15 protein-coding genes are annotated in these 15,734 nt (G+C 63.3%); 6 read left to right on the top strand and 9 right to left on the bottom strand.

What is annotated here, in order from left to right; genetic code table 11:
- The first annotated feature begins 385 nt into the window (after window positions 1-385).
- From mksB to mksF, 3 genes are read left to right on the top strand one after another with little or no spacing between them, the layout of a single operon-like run.
- The gene (gene mksB, locus G1E_RS05785) at window positions 386-1,675 is read left to right on the top strand and encodes an Mks condensin complex protein MksB (protein ID WP_009686111.1); all 1,290 of its coding nucleotides are present in this window, start codon (window positions 386-388) and stop codon (window positions 1,673-1,675) included.
- A complete protein-coding gene (mksE, locus tag G1E_RS05780) occupies window positions 1,665-2,372 on the top strand; it encodes an Mks condensin complex protein MksE (protein WP_009686110.1) in 708 nt (235 codons plus the stop codon). The genes mksB and mksE overlap by 11 nt, the downstream gene beginning before the upstream one ends.
- Window positions 2,369-5,200, top strand: a complete 2,832-nt coding sequence (mksF, locus tag G1E_RS05775; protein ID WP_009686109.1) for an Mks condensin complex protein MksF — start codon at window positions 2,369-2,371, stop codon at window positions 5,198-5,200. Before mksE ends, mksF begins: the two co-directional genes overlap by 4 nt.
- A 134-nt stretch (window positions 5,201-5,334) precedes the next feature.
- On the opposite strand, the gene G1E_RS05770 is transcribed toward mksF, so the two are convergent.
- The 5 genes from G1E_RS05770 to rplU all read right to left on the bottom strand — a co-directional run bounded on the left by G1E_RS05770 (window position 5,335) and on the right by rplU (window position 9,030).
- Window positions 5,335-5,778 (bottom strand): CreA family protein, encoded by a 444-nt coding sequence (locus tag G1E_RS05770; protein WP_177329605.1) that lies wholly within the window; start codon window positions 5,776-5,778, stop codon window positions 5,335-5,337.
- Between the two features lie 22 nt (window positions 5,779-5,800).
- Window positions 5,801-6,919 (bottom strand): glutamate 5-kinase, encoded by a 1,119-nt coding sequence (gene proB / locus G1E_RS05765; RefSeq protein WP_009686107.1) that lies wholly within the window; start codon window positions 6,917-6,919, stop codon window positions 5,801-5,803.
- An 85-nt stretch (window positions 6,920-7,004) separates the two neighbouring features.
- Window positions 7,005-8,231, bottom strand: coding sequence for an Obg family GTPase CgtA (gene cgtA / locus G1E_RS05760; RefSeq protein ID WP_009686106.1), 1,227 nt, complete (start codon window positions 8,229-8,231; stop codon window positions 7,005-7,007).
- 188 nt (window positions 8,232-8,419) lie between these two features.
- A complete protein-coding gene (gene rpmA / locus G1E_RS05755; protein WP_009686105.1) occupies window positions 8,420-8,677 on the bottom strand; it encodes a 50S ribosomal protein L27 in 258 nt (85 codons plus the stop codon).
- A gap of 38 nt (window positions 8,678-8,715) precedes the next feature.
- Complete coding sequence (gene rplU / locus G1E_RS05750) at window positions 8,716-9,030, bottom strand: 50S ribosomal protein L21 (protein ID WP_003247466.1); 315 nt, start codon at window positions 9,028-9,030, stop codon at window positions 8,716-8,718.
- 244 nt (window positions 9,031-9,274) lie between these two features.
- Here rplU and G1E_RS05745 point away from each other — a divergent pair, with 244 nt between their 5' ends.
- From G1E_RS05745 to G1E_RS05735, 3 genes are all read left to right on the top strand, one after another.
- On the top strand, window positions 9,275-10,243 hold the full coding sequence (locus tag G1E_RS05745) for a polyprenyl synthetase family protein (RefSeq protein ID WP_009686104.1): 969 nt from the start codon (window positions 9,275-9,277) through the stop codon (window positions 10,241-10,243).
- Window positions 10,244-10,410: 167 nt separating this feature from the next.
- A complete protein-coding gene (locus G1E_RS05740) occupies window positions 10,411-10,752 on the top strand; it encodes a zinc ribbon domain-containing protein YjdM (protein ID WP_009686103.1) in 342 nt (113 codons plus the stop codon).
- An 83-nt stretch (window positions 10,753-10,835) separates the two neighbouring features.
- Complete coding sequence (locus G1E_RS05735) at window positions 10,836-11,081, top strand: hypothetical protein (RefSeq protein WP_009686102.1); 246 nt, start codon at window positions 10,836-10,838, stop codon at window positions 11,079-11,081.
- Window positions 11,082-11,194: 113 nt separating this feature from the next.
- On the opposite strand, the gene G1E_RS05730 is transcribed toward G1E_RS05735, so the two are convergent.
- The 4 genes from G1E_RS05730 to G1E_RS05715 all read right to left on the bottom strand — a co-directional run bounded on the left by G1E_RS05730 (window position 11,195) and on the right by G1E_RS05715 (window position 15,515).
- Window positions 11,195-11,812, bottom strand: a complete 618-nt coding sequence (locus tag G1E_RS05730; RefSeq protein ID WP_009686101.1) for an FKBP-type peptidyl-prolyl cis-trans isomerase — start codon at window positions 11,810-11,812, stop codon at window positions 11,195-11,197.
- 127 nt (window positions 11,813-11,939) lie between these two features.
- Window positions 11,940-12,428: a TIGR00645 family protein gene (locus G1E_RS05725; RefSeq protein ID WP_003247486.1), complete on the bottom strand. Its 489-nt coding sequence runs from the start codon at window positions 12,426-12,428 to the stop codon at window positions 11,940-11,942.
- Between the two features lie 147 nt (window positions 12,429-12,575).
- The gene (locus G1E_RS05720; RefSeq protein ID WP_009686099.1) at window positions 12,576-12,914 is read right to left on the bottom strand and encodes a hypothetical protein; all 339 of its coding nucleotides are present in this window, start codon (window positions 12,912-12,914) and stop codon (window positions 12,576-12,578) included.
- Between the two features lie 162 nt (window positions 12,915-13,076).
- On the bottom strand, window positions 13,077-15,515 hold the full coding sequence (locus G1E_RS05715) for a Lon protease family protein (protein ID WP_009686098.1): 2,439 nt from the start codon (window positions 15,513-15,515) through the stop codon (window positions 13,077-13,079).
- Window positions 15,516-15,734 lie beyond the last annotated feature (219 nt).

Here is a 15,734-nt window from a genome sequence, read left to right as displayed (position 1 = left end):
TCGCGACGCAAGGCCGCTCCCACATCTGTTTCGGGCCAGTCGCTCCTGTGAAGTCATCGCTGCCCGCCTTGCTTGCCCCCTTCGATATCGAAGGGGGCGCTGCTGCTTTTCTACAGTTTCCAGTCATACACCCAGGGTGCGCGCGCCAAGGACTCAGGAGTAATTGGCCCGAAACAGATGTAGGAGCGGCCTTGCGTCGCGNNGTAGGAGCGGCCTTGCGTCGCGATGCGCCGCGCGGGCGGCGCTCGATCTCACTGCCACCACAAAAAACACGCCATACACCCATGTGACATGAGGTTATCCCCCCATTACAGACCAAGGGGTGAAACCCTGCCCCCCGGATGCAGTACAATCGCCCCTTTTTCTTGGCAACGAGTCGAAGCCAATGATCGAACCCAAGCGCGTCCTGCGCGCCCTAGCCGAACACTGGGCCCTGATCGAGCCGCTGTGCGAGCGTTTCGACCAGGGCACCCTGAGCCTGGTCGAGCTGCGCCAGCATGTGGCCCGCCAGCAAGTAGAAAGCACCCCGCAGGACATCACCCAGCTGCTCGACGTGTGGATCCGCCTGGACATCCTGGTCCCGGTGGCCAAAAGCCCGAACCGTTTCGAGCTCAATGCGCAGATACACGACTTTCTCGCCTACCTGCGCCGCGAGCACCGGCTGGGCCTGTGCCTGGAGATCGAAGCCTACCTGCGCCACCTGGAACGCCTTGCGGGGCACATCCAGGACGCCTTCGACAACCGCGACAGCGACGACCTGGCGCGCCAGCTGCGCCTGCTCGACATGCGCGTGCGCGATGTGCTCAAAAAGCTCGACAACGACGAGCAGGCGCTGGTGGCCGTGGCCGAACGGGCCAAGACCAGCAACCGCCAGATCCCGCTGCGCCAGCGCTATGCCGAGGTCCTGGCCACCTGGGACGAGTACGTCGAGCCGATGATCCAGCTGGTCAACGCCGACGGCGCCTTCGAGCAAGGCGTGCGCAAGGTCGAGACCGTGCTGCTCAAGCTGCTGGGCGAACAGGCGCGCCTGGGCCACCTGGTCGATGACGACATGCTGCTGCGCACCCATGCGCGCATCCTGGAGATGCAGACCAACGCTCAGCTCACCCTGCGCCACGCCCGCGAACTGCTGTTGCCGCTGCGCGAAGAAGCCCGTCGGCACAACGCCGTGACCCGTGGCGCCGCACTGGCCCTGTCGGTGATCCGGCGCAAGGGCCTGGATGCCGTGCCGCAAGCGGCCATGCCGATGTTCACCCGCCCGCAAAGCACCTTCCTCGGAAGTGCCAGCCAGGTCGAAGCCTACGTGTACGCCCTGGCCCGCTTCGAGCCCAAGCCGGCGCGCTTCCCCAAGGCCCACAAGACGCAGTCCGGTGCCCTGCCCCGCGCCCCACGCACGGTCAAGGAAATGGCCGAACGTTGCGAACAGGCGCTGCCCCTGCCCGACCTGATGGTCTGGCTGCTGGAGCAGGAGCCCGAAGGCGCCACCGACGAGTTGCTGTACTGGTTCTCGCGCCTGTCGCGGGAAAAGCGCTTCAAGCGCGAACGCCTGGACCGGCGCGAGTACACCACCCAGGAACACCTGGTCAGCCTGCGCTCGTTCGCCCTGACCTCCAGCCGCGAAGACGCCAACAGCGCGCCTACCGACCCCAACGCGAGCCCAGCCCATGCATCTTGATCTTTCCGAACTGTCCCAGCTCGCGCCGATCTTCCGCGAGCTGTTCAAAGGCTTCCACATCAGCCGTCGCGACCCGGAGCTGTACGCTCAGCTGTCGAACTTCCAGGACCAATACCGCACCCTGTTCAAGGCCCTGGGCTTCGAGCTGGTGTGCGACACCCGTGGTTTCTACTACTTCGTGCCGGACATGACCGCCGCGCAGGTCAACAAGACCGCGCAACGCCTGTCGCTGTTCACCTTCATCCTGGTCGAGCACCTGGCGGACCAGGGCCGCGACCCCATGGCAGTGCTGGACGGCGGCAGTATCGGCCGCGACGAGCTGCCCTCGTTGCTGGACAAGTACCGCGACCTGTTCCTGCAGGCCGAGGTGCAGACCGTCGACGAGCTTGAAGAGAAGATCCTGCGGCGCATGACCCAGCTGGGCTTCGCCCACGAAGAAGGCGGCATCTACCGCTTCCTGCCGCCCATGCACCGTTTCCTCGACGTGTGCCTGTCGGTGCAGCAGGACCGCGACCTGGCCGCCACGCTGCACAGCGACCTGCCGCTGCCGACCCCGGTATTGGTCGAGGAAGAAAGCCCCGAAGAACTCAACCGCACCGACGACCCGCTGGACCTCACGCCGTTCGAGGGCGAGGAAAGCGAAGAGGACGCCCTGGCCCGGGCCATCCGCGAAGAGCAACAGGAGATTGACGCATGAGCCAGGAACGCTACGGCATCCGCCGCTTTGCACTGCTCAACACTGCAGGCTACAGCCTTGGCCTGTTCCCGCTGGAGCACCCGCTGTCGGTCTACGGCGCCAACAACCTGGGCAAATCGGCGTCGATCAACGCGCTGCAGTTCCCGATCCTGGCACGCATGTCAGACATGAGCTTCGGCAAGTACAGCCTCGAGCAGTCGCGCCGCTTCTACTTTGCCAGCGACACCTCGTACATTCTCTGCGAACTGAGCCTGCCCCATGGCCCCCACGTGATTGGCGTGGTCGGCCGCGGGCCGGGCGGTGGTTTCGGTCACCAGTTCTTCGCCTACAAGGGCGAACTGGACCTGGCCCACTACCAGAAGAACGACACCTGCCTGCGCCAGAAAGAGCTCTTCACCAACCTCGAGCGCCTGGGCATAAAGGCTTACGAGGTCAAGCCCGACGAGCTGCGCCGGCTGCTTGTCGGCGGCCACACGTCGGTGCCGCTGGACCTGACCATGATCCCGCTGCGCTCCACCAGCGAGCAAAGCCTGAAAACCTTCCGCGCACTGTTCATCAACCTGCTGCACATGCGCGAGATCACTGCGGCCAAGCTCAAGCAACTGTTCCTCGATGCCTTCGAGCACAGCCTGCGCTCGGGCAGCGTTGACTACATCGCCGCCTGCGAAGAGGCCTTCCGCGACGTACGCCGCATGGAACAGGACTACAACGCCCTGGTCGCGGCCGGCCCGCTGGTCGAGGCGCTGGCGGGCGGCGTGGCCCAGCGTGACATCCTGCGCGGCAAGCTGCACCGCATTTCCCCGGTGCTCGACACCTTGCTGGGCACCTGGCAGGAATACGCCATGGCGCGCAAGGAAGAGCTGGTGATCCAGGCCGAGCACTACCGTGGCGAGCAGGACCGCCTGCAGAACGACCAGCGCGGCGGCACCCAGGAGCTGATGCGCCTGGAGCGCGAAATCACCGGTATCCAGCGCTGGCTGGGTGAGCTGTCGGTCCTCAAACACCGCTTTGCGCTGGTCGATGACGTGAAGGTGCTGGAGCAGCAACTGCTGGCAGCCAAGGACGCGCACGACGAACTGGCCGGTGCCCTGGCCCAGTCGCGGCAGTTCAGCGCCGAAGACCTCGACGAGCGTGTGCGCGACCTGGAAAAGCGCCTGAAGCAGGTCAAGCAGCAGCTCGACCATGCCGACAACAACAGCTATGCGCGCCTGCGCGAAGAGTTCTCGCAGCAGGACGTCGACCGCCTGATGCGCCTGTTCAACGGTGCGCTGTTCAGCCTGCCATTGGGCGAGCGCGGCATCGAGCTGGACGACAGCGACCTGTGGGTAAAGTCGCTGGAAGCGGTGCTCGACGGCTTCAAGGGCGAGCGCTTCGAGGCGCCGGGCCTGGCCATCGACCTGACCAACATCGACCCGCCGGCCCTGCAGGCCCTGGCCGACCGCGCCGCCCTGCGCGACCAGAAAGAGCGCCTGGAGAAAGAGCTGAAACAGCTCAAGACCCAGCAGGCCGTAGCCGCCGACCGCTCGGCCTCCAAGGCCCAGACCGAAACCCTGTATCAGGAAGTGCTGGACGCCCAGAAGGCCCTGGAAGACTACCGCCGCAGCCAGACCCTCGCTGCCGAAGAGCCGGAAAAACTCGAGCAACTGTCGCAACTGGAAGCCGCCCAGGACGAGCTCAAGCGCTCCAGCGACGCGTTCACCGAACGCGTCCAGCAACTGTCGGCCAAGCTGCAGCTGGTCGGCCGCCAGCTCGGCGACCTGGAGTCCAAGCAGCGCACCCTGGAAGACGCCCTGCGCCGCCGCCAACTGCTGCCGGCCGACCTGCCCTACGGTACGCCTTTCATGGAAGCCATCGACGATTCGATGGACAACCTGCTGCCGCTGCTCAACGACTACCAGGACAGCTGGCAGAGCCTGCAGCGCGTAGATAACCAGATCGAGGCACTGTATGCCCAGGTGCGCCTGAAAGGCGTGGCCAAGTTCGACAGTGAAGACGACATGGAGCGCCGCGTGCAATTGCTGGTGAACGCCTATGCGCACCGCACCGACGAAGCCCTGACCCTGGCAAAGGCGCGCCGCGCGGCGGTGACCGACATCGCCCGCACCCTGCGCAACATCCGCAGCGACTACGACAGCCTCGAGCACCAGCTGGCGCTGTTCAACCGCGAGATCAACAAGCGCCAGGTATCCAACCTGGAAAGCTTCCGCGTGGTGCTGGCGCCGAACAAGGAAGCGCTCAAGCATATCGACCAGATCATCCACAGTGCCGGCCAGTACGAGGAAGGCGAAACCCTGTCGGTATTCGACCTGACCCAGAGCGCCGAGCAGGACAACAAGAACGAAGAGGCCAAGGAGTACCTGGCGCGCCTGGTGGCGGCCAACCACAACCAACTGGGTTTGAAGGACCTGTTCGAGCTGGCGTTCGAGATCACCAAGGTCAACGGCCAGCCGGTCATCCATGCCGACATCGATGGTGCGGCGTCCAACGGCACCACCATGACCATCAAGGCGCTGACCAACATGTACCTGTTGCTGCACCTGATGGACCGCGACCTGGCCGGCCGTATTCGCCTGCCGTACTACCTGGACGAAGCGGCCGACATCGACGAGCGCAACCAGGCGGCACTGCTGGAAACCAGCCTGCAGCTGGGCTTCGTGCCGATTCTGGCGAGCGTAAAGCCCCAGGTATCGGCACGTGTGGCGATCGACCTGGAAGGTGGCAGCGGGCCGAATGGCATCTACATCGACGAGGCGGACTGGAAGTTCATCAGCCGCTTGGATGAGGTGAAAGCGGTTGTGCGTGAGGACCAGGCCGAAGAGTTGGCCTGAGGAACCTGGGGCCGCTTTGCGGCCCTTTCGCGACACAAGGCCGCTCCCACATTGACCGGCATATGCAGGACCTTTGTGGGAGCGGCCTTGCGTCGCGATGGAGGCCAAAGGCCTCCCGGCCATCTACCAGGCGATCACTGCGCCCAAGGCAAGATCGGAATCGCCGTCACCGCATTCTGTGGGCTGCCCTCGACGATGCGGTCGCTGTACACCAGGTACACCAGGGTATTGCGCTTCTTGTCGAGGAAGCGCACCACCTGCATGGTCTTGAACACCAGCGAGGTGCGCTCCTTGAACACCTCCTCGCCATCCTTGAGCTCACCCTTGAAGCTGATCGGCCCGACCTGGCGGCAGGCGATGGAGGCCTCCGCCCGATCGTCGGCAAGGCCCAGCCCGCCTTTCACCCCGCCCGTCTTGGCCCGCGACAGGTAGCAAGTCACACCTTCGACCTTGGGGTCGTCGAAGGCTTCCACCACGATGCGGTCGTTCGGCCCAAGGAACTTGAACACGGTGGACACCTGGCCGATTTCCTCAGCCCCGGCCAGCATGGGCAAAGCCAACGCGGCAACGGCAATCATCCTTTTCAACACAGCCAAACCCTCAGACCAGAACCAGGTTGTCGCGGTGCACCAGTTCTGGCTCCGCAATGTAGCCCAAGGTGCTCTCGATGGCATCCGAAGGCTGGCCAATGATCTTCTGCGCCTCCAGGGCGCTGTAGTTGGCCAGGCCACGGGCGACCTCTGCACCGTCCGGGCCGACGCACACCACCATCTCGCCACGGCGGAAACTGCCTTGCACGGTTTTCACCCCCACCGGCAGCAAGCTCTTGTTGGCCTGGCGCAGCGCCTGCACGGCACCGGCATCCAGCACCAGGGTGCCACGGGTTTGCAAGTGCCCAGCCAGCCACTGCTTGCGCGCCGCGAGCATGCCGCGCTCGGGTGACAGCAAGGTCCCCAGACGCTCGCCAGCCTTCAGGCGGTCGAGCACGCGCTCGATGCGGCCACCGATGATGATGGTGTGGGCACCCGAGCGGGCCGCCAGGCGCGCGGCGCGCAGCTTGGTCTGCATGCCGCCACGGCCCAGCGCGCCACCGGTGCCGCCGGCCACGGCATCCAGCGCCGGGTCGTCGGCACGGGCTTCGTAGATCAGCTGGGCCTCGGGGTTGTTGCGCGGGTCGGCGTCGAACATGCCATCACGGTCGGTAAGGATCACCAACAGGTCGGCCTCGACCAGGTTGGCCACCAGCGCCGCCAGGGTATCGTTGTCGCCGAAACGGATTTCATCGGTGACCACGGTGTCGTTTTCGTTGATGACGGGCACCACACCCAGGTCGACCAGGGTACGCAGGGTGCTGCGGGCGTTCAGGTAACGCTTGCGGTCGGACAGGTCGTCATGGGTCAGCAGGATCTGCGCGGTGTGCTTGCCGTGCTCGCCGAAGCTCGACTCCCAGGCCTGCACCAGGCGCATCTGGCCGATCGACGCAGCGGCCTGCAGCTCGTTCATCGCGCTCGGTCGCGAGGTCCAGCCCAGCTGGCTCATGCCGGCAGCAACGGCCCCGGAGGACACCAGTACCAACTCCACGCCCGCCTCACGCAGCGCGACCATCTGCTCGACCCAAACGGCCATGGCCCCGCGGTCGAGGCCCTTGCCATCGGCGGTCAGCAGAGCACTGCCAATCTTCACGACCCAGCGCTTGGCGCCCGTCACCTTGCTTCGCATCTTCTTCCAACCTATGTCGAATCTGTAGATACCGTGGATACAAAAACGCCGCTCCAGAGAGCGGCGTTTAGTGTACTGCAACCGGTCAGTCGCGCACGTAAATGATTTCCGGGCCGTCTTCGTCGTCCTCGAAATCATCGTCCCAACCGTCATCGTCGCCGATGTCGTGCACGCTCTTGACGCCGGTGCGACGCAGGGTGCGGGCGTCGTCCAGGGCCTGCAGCTGGGCACGGGCTTCGTCTTCGATGCGCTGGTCGAGGTCGGCCAGCTCTTCGGCGTAGGCCGGGTCGTTGGCCAGGCGGTCGGCGCGGTCTTCGAGGTAGCGCATCAGGTCGTGGCTGAGCTTTTCGGTGCCCTGCTTGGAGATGGCCGAAATCACGTAGACCGGACCGTCCCACTGCAGGCGCTCGACCACTTCCTGCACGCGCGCGTCGCGCTCGTCTTCCATGACCATGTCGGCCTTGTTCAGCACCAGCCAGCGCTCACGCTCGGCCAGCGACGGGCTGAAGCGGGTCAGCTCGTTGACGATCACTTCGGCTGCGTCGGCAGGGCTGCTCTCGTCCAGCGGCGCGATGTCCACCAGGTGCAGCAGCACGCGGGTGCGGGCCAGGTGCTTGAGGAAGCGGATACCCAGGCCGGCGCCATCGGAAGCACCTTCGATCAGGCCGGGGATGTCGGCGATGACGAAGCTCTTCCAGCGGTCGACGCTGACCACACCCAGGTTCGGCACCAGGGTGGTGAACGGGTAATCGGCCACTTTCGGCTTGGCGGCCGAAACCGAGCGAATGAAGGTGCTTTTGCCGGCGTTTGGCAGGCCCAGCAGGCCCACGTCGGCCAACACCTTCATTTCCATCTTCAGGTCACGCTGCTCACCCGGCTTGCCTGGGGTGGTCTGGCGCGGTGCCCGGTTGGTACTGGACTTGAAGCGCGTGTTGCCCAGGCCGTGCCAGCCGCCTTGGGCGACCATCAGTTTCTGCCCCGGGGTGACCAGGTCACCGATCACTTCCTGGGTGGAAGCATCGATCACGGTAGTACCGACCGGCACACGCAGGAACAGGTCTTCACCCTTCTTGCCGGTGCAGTCGGTGCTGCCGCCGTTGGCGCCGCGCTGGGCTTCGTGGTGACGGGTGTAGCGGTAGTCGACCAGGGTGTTCAGGTTTTCGTCGGCAACCATGTACACCGAGCCGCCGTCACCGCCATCCCCACCATTGGGGCCACCGTTCTCGATGAACTTCTCGCGACGGAAGCTCATGCAACCGTTGCCGCCGTCACCGGCCTTGACCCGAATAGATACTTCGTCAACAAACTTCATTAAAACCGCCTCTCGTCGGCAGACGAGCTGAATGACTCAAAAACATGAGGCTCTTGCAAAAATGAGCGCGGCGGCCCCGTACGACCGTAGAAACCAACGCCGGCAACCCAGACAAACAGCTTTGCAAGAGGCTCACCACAAACGAAAAAGCCCCGTCGCATGACGGGGCTTCTGGAGCGACGTCGCGATTAAGCGGCGACGATGCTCACGTAACGGCGCATGAACTCGCCTTTCTTCTCGAACTTGATCACGCCTTCGATCTTGGCGAACAAGGTGTGATCCTTGCCCATGCCAACGCCGTAGCCAGCGTGGAATTCGGTGCCGCGCTGACGGATGATGATGTTGCCTGGCTTGATAACCTGGCCGCCATACATCTTCACGCCAAGGCGTTTCGATTCTGAGTCGCGACCGTTACGAGTACTACCACCAGCCTTCTTGTGAGCCATGGTTCAATTCTCCAAATAAATTCAGGGGATCTAGGGGATTAAGCCTGGATGCCGGTGATTTTGATCTCGGTGAACCACTGGCGGTGGCCCATACGCTTCATGTGGTGCTTACGACGACGGAACTTGATGATGCGAACCTTGTCGTGGCGGCCTTGCGAAACGACTTCGGCCACTACTTTAGCGCCAGCAACAACTGGAGCACCGATGGTGACTTCTTCACCGTTGGCGACCAGCAGGACGCGATCGAAAGTCACGGATTCGCCAGTGGCGACTTCCAGTTTTTCGATCTTGAGGAATTCACCTTCAGCGACTTTGTACTGCTTGCCGCCGGTAACGATTACTGCGTAAGACATGGTATTTCTCCGATAATCCTGCTCACCCAGCGCTTTATATGATGAGTATTGGCTGGCATGGCTGCACAGGGCTGGAACGGCCCGGCGCAATTGCGTAAGGCAGGTGCTGCCCAGGAAGTTAGGGTGCGCGATTGTACGCAACCACGGTTTTGCTTGCAAGTGCCGCCCCCGGCCAGCTGGCACCGCGCCTTGACACACCGGGACCTGCGACCTAGCATGCCGCGCAACCTCACTGGAGCAGCCGATGCAACCCCAAACCTTCTACCGCCCGGTAGCTGATGATTTCAGCGCCGTCGACGAGATCATCAAGAAGCAGCTGACCTCGCGCGTGCCGCTGGTATCGAAGATCGGCGACTATATCACGTCCGCCGGCGGCAAGCGCCTGCGCCCCCTGCTGGTCCTGCTGTGTGGCAAGGCCCTGGGCCGTGAAGGCGACGACCTGCGCCTGCTGGCTGCCACCATCGAGTTCCTGCACACCGCCACCCTGCTGCACGACGATGTGGTCGACATGTCCGGCATGCGCCGCGGCCGTTCCACCGCCAATGCCCTGTGGGGTAACGCGCCGAGCGTGCTGGTGGGTGACTTCCTTTATTCGCGCTCGTTCGAAATGATGGTCGAGCTGGGCTCGATGCCGGTCATGCAGATCCTGTCCAAGGCCACCCGGGTGATCGCCGAGGGTGAGGTGCTGCAGCTGTCGCGGGTACGCGACGCCAGCACTACCGAGGAAGTCTACATGGAGGTCATCCGGGGCAAGACGGCCATGCTGTTCGAAGCTTCCACCCACAGCGCCGCGGCGCTGGCCGAAGCCACGGACGCGCAGCGCGAAGCCCTGCGAACCTTTGGCGACCACCTGGGCGTGGCCTTCCAGCTGGTCGACGACCTGCTGGACTACAAGGGCGACTCGCAGACGCTGGGCAAGAACGTTGGCGACGACCTGGCCGAAGGCAAGCCTACCCTGCCGCTGATCTATACCATGCGCGAAGGCACTGCCGAACAGGCTGCGCTGGTGCGCCAGGCCATTCAGAAGGGCGGCCTGGAAGACCTCGAGCAGATTCGCGTGGCAGTCGAGGAATCGGGTGCGCTGCAGTACACCGCAGAGCTGGCTCGTGATTACGTGAAGCGCGCCATTGCATGCCTTGAGGTGCTGCCGGCCAGCGAGTACCGCGATGCGCTGGTTGAGCTGAGCGAGTTTGCAGTCGCGCGCACGCACTGACAGACCGAGCCGCTTCTTCGCGGGCTTGCCCGCTTCCACAGGTTGATACCGACACTGTGGGAGCGGGCAAGCCCGCGGTTGCTTTTGTCCGGACATAATCCCTTCTGGAAAAATACCTTTTACAATGCGGGCTTTCTACCGCCCGTCTGTTTGTTTGAGGAACCGAAGTGAGCACTCTGCCACCCTGCCCGAAATGCAATTCCGAATACACCTATGAGGATGGCACTCAGCTGATCTGCCCTGAATGCGCCCACGAGTGGTCGGCCAGCGGCGATGCCGAGGCTGCCAGCGACGAGGTGGTGAAAAAGGATTCGGTCGGCAACATCCTGCAGGATGGCGACACCGTCACCGTGATCAAGGACCTGAAGGTCAAGGGTTCATCCCTGGTGGTCAAGGTCGGCACCAAGGTCAAGAACATCCGCCTGTGCGATGGCGACCACGACATCGACTGCAAGATCGACGGCATCGGCGCCATGAAGCTGAAGTCCGAGTTCGTTCGCAAAGTCTGATTACATGAATTCCGGCAATTGGCGCTTGCTATTCTGATAATAAGAATTATTCTCATTGGAATCGATTTCCAAGGAGAGTAGCCATGACTTATCTGATCGACGCCTGGCTGGACCGCCCTCACCCCTACCTGCGCATTCTTCATCGGGAAACCGGCGAAGTGTGCGCGGTACTCGAAGCAGAAGCCCTCGACGAACTGCGTGACCAGGGCGACCTGGACATGAGCGGGTTGAATTCGAGTGAACCGGGGGTATTGAAGGAGCTGGTGCGGAATCTGTTTCTGTTCTGCTATGCGCGGGCGTTGCGCCCCGGGGGAACGGATTGGAATTGAGGTTGGCAGCGCCGGCCTCATCGCTGGCAAGCCAGCTCCCACAAGTACTGCTAACGCGACACCTGTGGGAGCGGGCGAGCCCGCGAATGGGCCGCAAAGCGGCCCCGGCGATCTTACAGAACGTCGAGCAGCTCGACGTCGAACACCAGCACGCTGTGCGGCGGGATGCTGCCCACGCCTTGGGCGCCGTAAGCCAGCTCGCTCGGCACGTACAGGCGCCATTTGCTGCCTGCGTTCATCAGCTGCAGGGCTTCGGTCCAGCCAGCGATCACGCCGCCGACCGGGAATTCAGCCGGCTGGCCACGCTCGTAGGAGCTGTCGAACACAGTGCCGTCGATCAGGGTGCCGTGGTAGTGCGTGCGCACGTTGTCTTCACGGCTTGGCTTGGCGCCGTCGCCGGCAGTCAGCACTTCGAACTGCAGACCGGAAGCCAGGGTAGTGATGCCGTCACGCTTGGCGTTCTCGACCAGGAATTCCTTGCCCGCGGCAGCAGCGGCTTCGGCCTTGGCCGCCGCTTCGGCTTGCATCACTTCGCGGATGACCTTGAAGCTGGCCGACAGATCGGCTTCGCTGACGCGGCTGTCGGCGCCGTTGAAAGCGTCGGTCAGGCCGGCCAGGATCGCTTCCAGGCTGACGCCTGGTGGTGGGTTGTCGCGCAGCTGGCCGCCCAGCTGACGGCCAATGCCGTAGCTGACGCGGGTTTCGTCGGTGGACAGGTTGAGTTCGGACATTGTCGTGCTCCACTGCAGGGCGCAGTGCAGCCGCGCCCTTGATGAAAAGGGCGAGCAGCCTAGCACACTGGGCCGCCGCGAGCAGCTACCAGGCCGAAGGCTGCGCGCGCGAACAGCCCTGTACAACTCAGTGCTTGGTCAGCTTGTCCAGGTAGCCCATGCAGAACGCCGAAACCACGAAGGTCATGTGAATGATCACGTACCACATCAGGTAGTCGGTGGAGATGTTCTGTGCGTCCATGAACACTCGCAGCAGGTGAATGGACGAAATGGCCACGATCGATGCGGCCACCTTCATCTTCAGCGACGAAGAGTCCATTTTGCCCAGCCAGTTGAGCTTTTCCTTGCTTTCGTCGATGTCCAGTTGCGAGACGAAGTTCTCGTAGCCGGAAATCATCACCATCACCAGCAGGCCGCCCACCAGCGACATGTCGATCAGCGACAGGATCACCAGGATCAGGTCGGCTTCACTGAGGGCGAAGACGTTGGGCAGGACGTGGACCACTTCCTGGAAAAATTTCAGCGCCAGGGCCAGCAGGCCGAGTGACAGGCCGAAGTAGATCGGGGCGAGCAGCCAGCGCGAGGCATACATCGCGTTTTCGAGGATACGTTCCATGAAGTTCGGGACTCATCAGGTGACTAAAAAAGCGACGGCGAGTATAGCCAGCCACCTGTTGCAGCAAAAGCCCGATCCAGGCGACCACGACCCCCTGTAGGGCGGCCTTGCGTCGCGATGGGCCCGCAAAGCGGCCCTAGCGCTCGCTCAGGTCTCCGGATGGAACTGGTAGTCCCCCAGGTTCCGGCAGCGCTCGCCGTTGATCCGGCGCAGCTGCGCCTGCAGGTGCAAGCACCAGATCTGCGGGTCTTCTGCCACCTGGTACCCGTGCAGGGTCAGACTGTCGACGATGGCATGCAGCACCGACTCGGCCACCATTGGCCCATGGAACGGCCCCTGGGCCTTGATTGCAGAGGGTTGTTCACCGGCCATGCCGGCGGCGAACAGCAAGGTCCACATGCCGGTGTCGCCGGCCAATGGGCGGATGCTGCATTCGATGCGGGTCACCAGGCCCAGGCACTGGCGTGTGAGGCTGAGGTTGCGCATGGCCGCGTCCCCTCCAATGAGCCTTGTTCAGCCTGAAACCCTCAGGCTGTTTCCATCCTGAACGCTGTTCCTTCCTTAAGTTCCAGCATAGAAGAGCAAAACAGAAAGTTGGAAAACCGGCGCTGAACGGTAGCACATGGCCGCCAGCGCCGGTTTATTGACTTAGGCGGGCTTGGCCTGAGCGATGACTTCCTCAAGGCGCTCCTTTTCCGCCTTTTCGATCTCTTCCTCGCTGATCATCTCGGCAATTTCACGTAGGCGCTCCACCACCCGGGCGTTGACACTGCCCTCGGTGAACTGGCCCTTGTCATCCAGCACGCCGGCCTCTTCGCCCACCAGCAGGCTGAGCGCCTCGTCGGCCTGGCTGACGGCGTAGACGTGGAACATGCCGTTTTCCACAGCCTGCAACACACGCTCGTCCAGCATCAGGGTAGCCACGTTGGCACGCGGGATGATGACCCCCTGCTCGCCCGTCAGGCCACGGGCTTCGCACAGCCGGAAGAAGCCCTCGATTTTCTCGTTCACCCCACCCACGGCCTGCACTTCACCAAACTGGTTGATCGAGCCAGTAATGGCGAAGCACTGCTTGAGCGGTGTACGCGACAAGGCCGAGATCAGCGTGCACGCCTCGCCCAGCGAGGCGCTGTCACCGTCGACATAGCCGTAGGACTGCTCCAGGGCGATACTCGCGGAAATCGCCAACGGGAATTCCTGGGCGTAGCGGCTGCCCAGATAACCGGTGAGGATCATCACCCCCTTGGAGTGGATCGGCTGGCCCAGGTTGACCTCTCGCTCGATGTCGACGATACCGCTGCCGCCCGGGTATACCGTGGCCGAAATACGTGCCGGCATGCCGAACGCCGAATCGCCGACTTCCAGCACCGTCAGCCCGTTGCACTTGCCAATCGCCGCACCCTCAGTGTCGATCAGGATGATGCCGGCAAGCATGTCGTCCAGTACCCGCTGCGATACCCGGCCGGTACGAGTGGCCTTGGCCTTGAGCGCCCGCTCGATATGGCCGGCGTCAGTCATTTCGTCACCGGCCAGCTGGCGGATGAAGTCGGCTTCGCTGACCAGCTGGAACAGGTCGCCGATACGGGCCGACAAGCGCGACTGGTTCTCCGCCAGGCGTGCGCTGAACGTGGCCAGGCGCGCCACCGCATCGCTGGTCAGCGGCGCCATGCCTTCTTCGTTGGTGCGGGTGCGCAACAGCTGGGCGAATTGCTCCAGGTTCTCGTCGACCATGGGCATGTCTTCGTCGAAGTCGACCAGCACGCGGAACATCTCCTGGAAGTCCGAGTCGTGGTCCTGCAGTGCGTAATACAGCTGCCGCGAGCCGATGATCACCAGCTTGACATTGAGCGGGATCATCTGCGGCTGCAGGCTGACAGTAGCCACCCGGCCCAGCTCACCGATCGGCGATTCCATTTTCAGCTTGCGCGATTGCAGCGCACGCTTGAGCGCGTCCCACACGAAAGGTTCGCCCAGCATCTTCTCGGCTTCGAGGATCAGGAAGCCGCCATTGGCCCGGTGCAGCGCCCCCGGGCGCAACTGGCGATACGAGGTATACAGCGCGCCCTGGTCGGTGCTGTATTCGATGCGGCCAAACAGGTTGTCGTAGGTCGGATGCGGCTCGAACACCACCGGTGCGCCACCGTTGGCGTAGTGGCCCACGACCAGGCTTGGCGCGTATTGCTCTTCCAGCAGCTTGCGGGCAACGGCGTCGGTCTTGCTGTCATCAACCAGTTGCTCGACCACGGTGCGCAGCAGGTTCAATTGCACCGATTGCAGGTAGGCGCAGACCGCGGCGTTCTCGGCGTACTTTTCCGAAAGCGGCGCCAGCAGCGGTTGCAAGGCCAGGGTGATGGTTTCTTCGTTCAGCTGGCGCAACTGGTTGTTCGACTCGCGCTTCCATTGCGGCAGGCTGGCCAACTCCTCGTTCAGCTGCTCTTCGAGCTGGGCGATGTCTTCGTGGAACTGCTCGCGCACCTCTTCCGGCAACTGGGCGAATTCCGCTTCGTCCAGCGCCTTGCCATCGGCCATGGGGGTAAAGGCGACGTTGCTGGAGTCGCGGTACAAGGCCACGTCCTTCTCCAGCGACGCCCGCTCGATCACATCCAGGGCGCGGTCATAGCGCTGGTTGAAGGCGCGGTCGATGGCGCCCTTCTTCTGCTGGTACGACGGGTGCTCGAACACCGCCGGGAAGGTGGCCAGCAGGTTGTCGATCAGCCCGCCCATGTCGGCGATGAACTCGGTGGCGGTGCCGGACGGCAGCTCCAGTGCCCGCGGCTCGCGGGTGTCGTCGAAGTGGTTGACGTATACCCAGTCGGCCGGGGTCTGCTGGCGTTTGCCTTCGGCCTTGAGGTAGCGTTTGACGAACGAGAAACGCCCGGTGCCGGGCTCGCCCATCACGTACACGTTGTAACCAGGGCGTGGCATGGCCACGCCGAACTGCAGGGCCTCGACAGCACGCTCCTGGCCCAGGACTCCGCGAAACGGCTCCAGATCGTCGGTATTGGTAAAGGCAAACTGCTCGGGTGAGAAACGCCGGGTCAGGGCTTCAGGCGCAAGACGCAGGCGCGCAGCGACAGGATCGGGCATTGGGTTTCCTTACTTCGGCGGGGCAGATACGCAGCATTCTGGCGCTGCCCGCGCGCGCCTTGCAAGGCTCCAGGGGACTTTATATCGCCGCACCTCACCGCCAGAGCAGGTATTCGAACAGCAAATTTTTCGCAATCAACAACGCAACCTTTAGATCGTGCCTAAACTCCAAGCTGCGCGGGTGGGTGAAATGCTTTCCCGACCTGGCAACCGAGTTGC

It is taken from the genome of Pseudomonas sp. TJI-51 (assembly GCF_000190455.2).
Classification (GTDB): Bacteria; Pseudomonadota; Gammaproteobacteria; order Pseudomonadales; family Pseudomonadaceae; genus Aquipseudomonas; species Aquipseudomonas juntendi.
This window is presented reverse-complemented; position numbering and strand designations above follow the sequence as displayed.

Excerpts from the sequence above, each read along its gene's own strand:
- mksB (WP_009686111.1), top strand. The coding sequence starts at position 386 with ATGATCGAACCCAAGCGCGTCCTGCGCGCCCTAGCCGAACACTGGGCC.
- mksE (WP_009686110.1), top strand. The coding sequence starts at position 1,665 with ATGCATCTTGATCTTTCCGAACTGTCCCAGCTCGCGCCGATCTTCCGC.
- mksF (WP_009686109.1), top strand. The coding sequence starts at position 2,369 with ATGAGCCAGGAACGCTACGGCATCCGCCGCTTTGCACTGCTCAACACT.
- G1E_RS05770 (WP_177329605.1), bottom strand. The coding sequence starts at position 5,778 with ATGATTGCCGTTGCCGCGTTGGCTTTGCCCATGCTGGCCGGGGCTGAG.
- proB (WP_009686107.1), bottom strand. The coding sequence starts at position 6,919 with ATGCGAAGCAAGGTGACGGGCGCCAAGCGCTGGGTCGTGAAGATTGGC.
- cgtA (WP_009686106.1), bottom strand. The coding sequence starts at position 8,231 with ATGAAGTTTGTTGACGAAGTATCTATTCGGGTCAAGGCCGGTGACGGC.
- rpmA (WP_009686105.1), bottom strand. The coding sequence starts at position 8,677 with ATGGCTCACAAGAAGGCTGGTGGTAGTACTCGTAACGGTCGCGACTCA.
- rplU (WP_003247466.1), bottom strand. The coding sequence starts at position 9,030 with ATGTCTTACGCAGTAATCGTTACCGGCGGCAAGCAGTACAAAGTCGCT.
- G1E_RS05745 (WP_009686104.1), top strand. The coding sequence starts at position 9,275 with ATGCAACCCCAAACCTTCTACCGCCCGGTAGCTGATGATTTCAGCGCC.
- G1E_RS05735 (WP_009686102.1), top strand. The coding sequence starts at position 10,836 with ATGACTTATCTGATCGACGCCTGGCTGGACCGCCCTCACCCCTACCTG.
- G1E_RS05730 (WP_009686101.1), bottom strand. The coding sequence starts at position 11,812 with ATGTCCGAACTCAACCTGTCCACCGACGAAACCCGCGTCAGCTACGGC.
- G1E_RS05725 (WP_003247486.1), bottom strand. The coding sequence starts at position 12,428 with ATGGAACGTATCCTCGAAAACGCGATGTATGCCTCGCGCTGGCTGCTC.
- G1E_RS05720 (WP_009686099.1), bottom strand. The coding sequence starts at position 12,914 with ATGCGCAACCTCAGCCTCACACGCCAGTGCCTGGGCCTGGTGACCCGC.
- G1E_RS05715 (WP_009686098.1), bottom strand. The coding sequence starts at position 15,515 with ATGCCCGATCCTGTCGCTGCGCGCCTGCGTCTTGCGCCTGAAGCCCTG.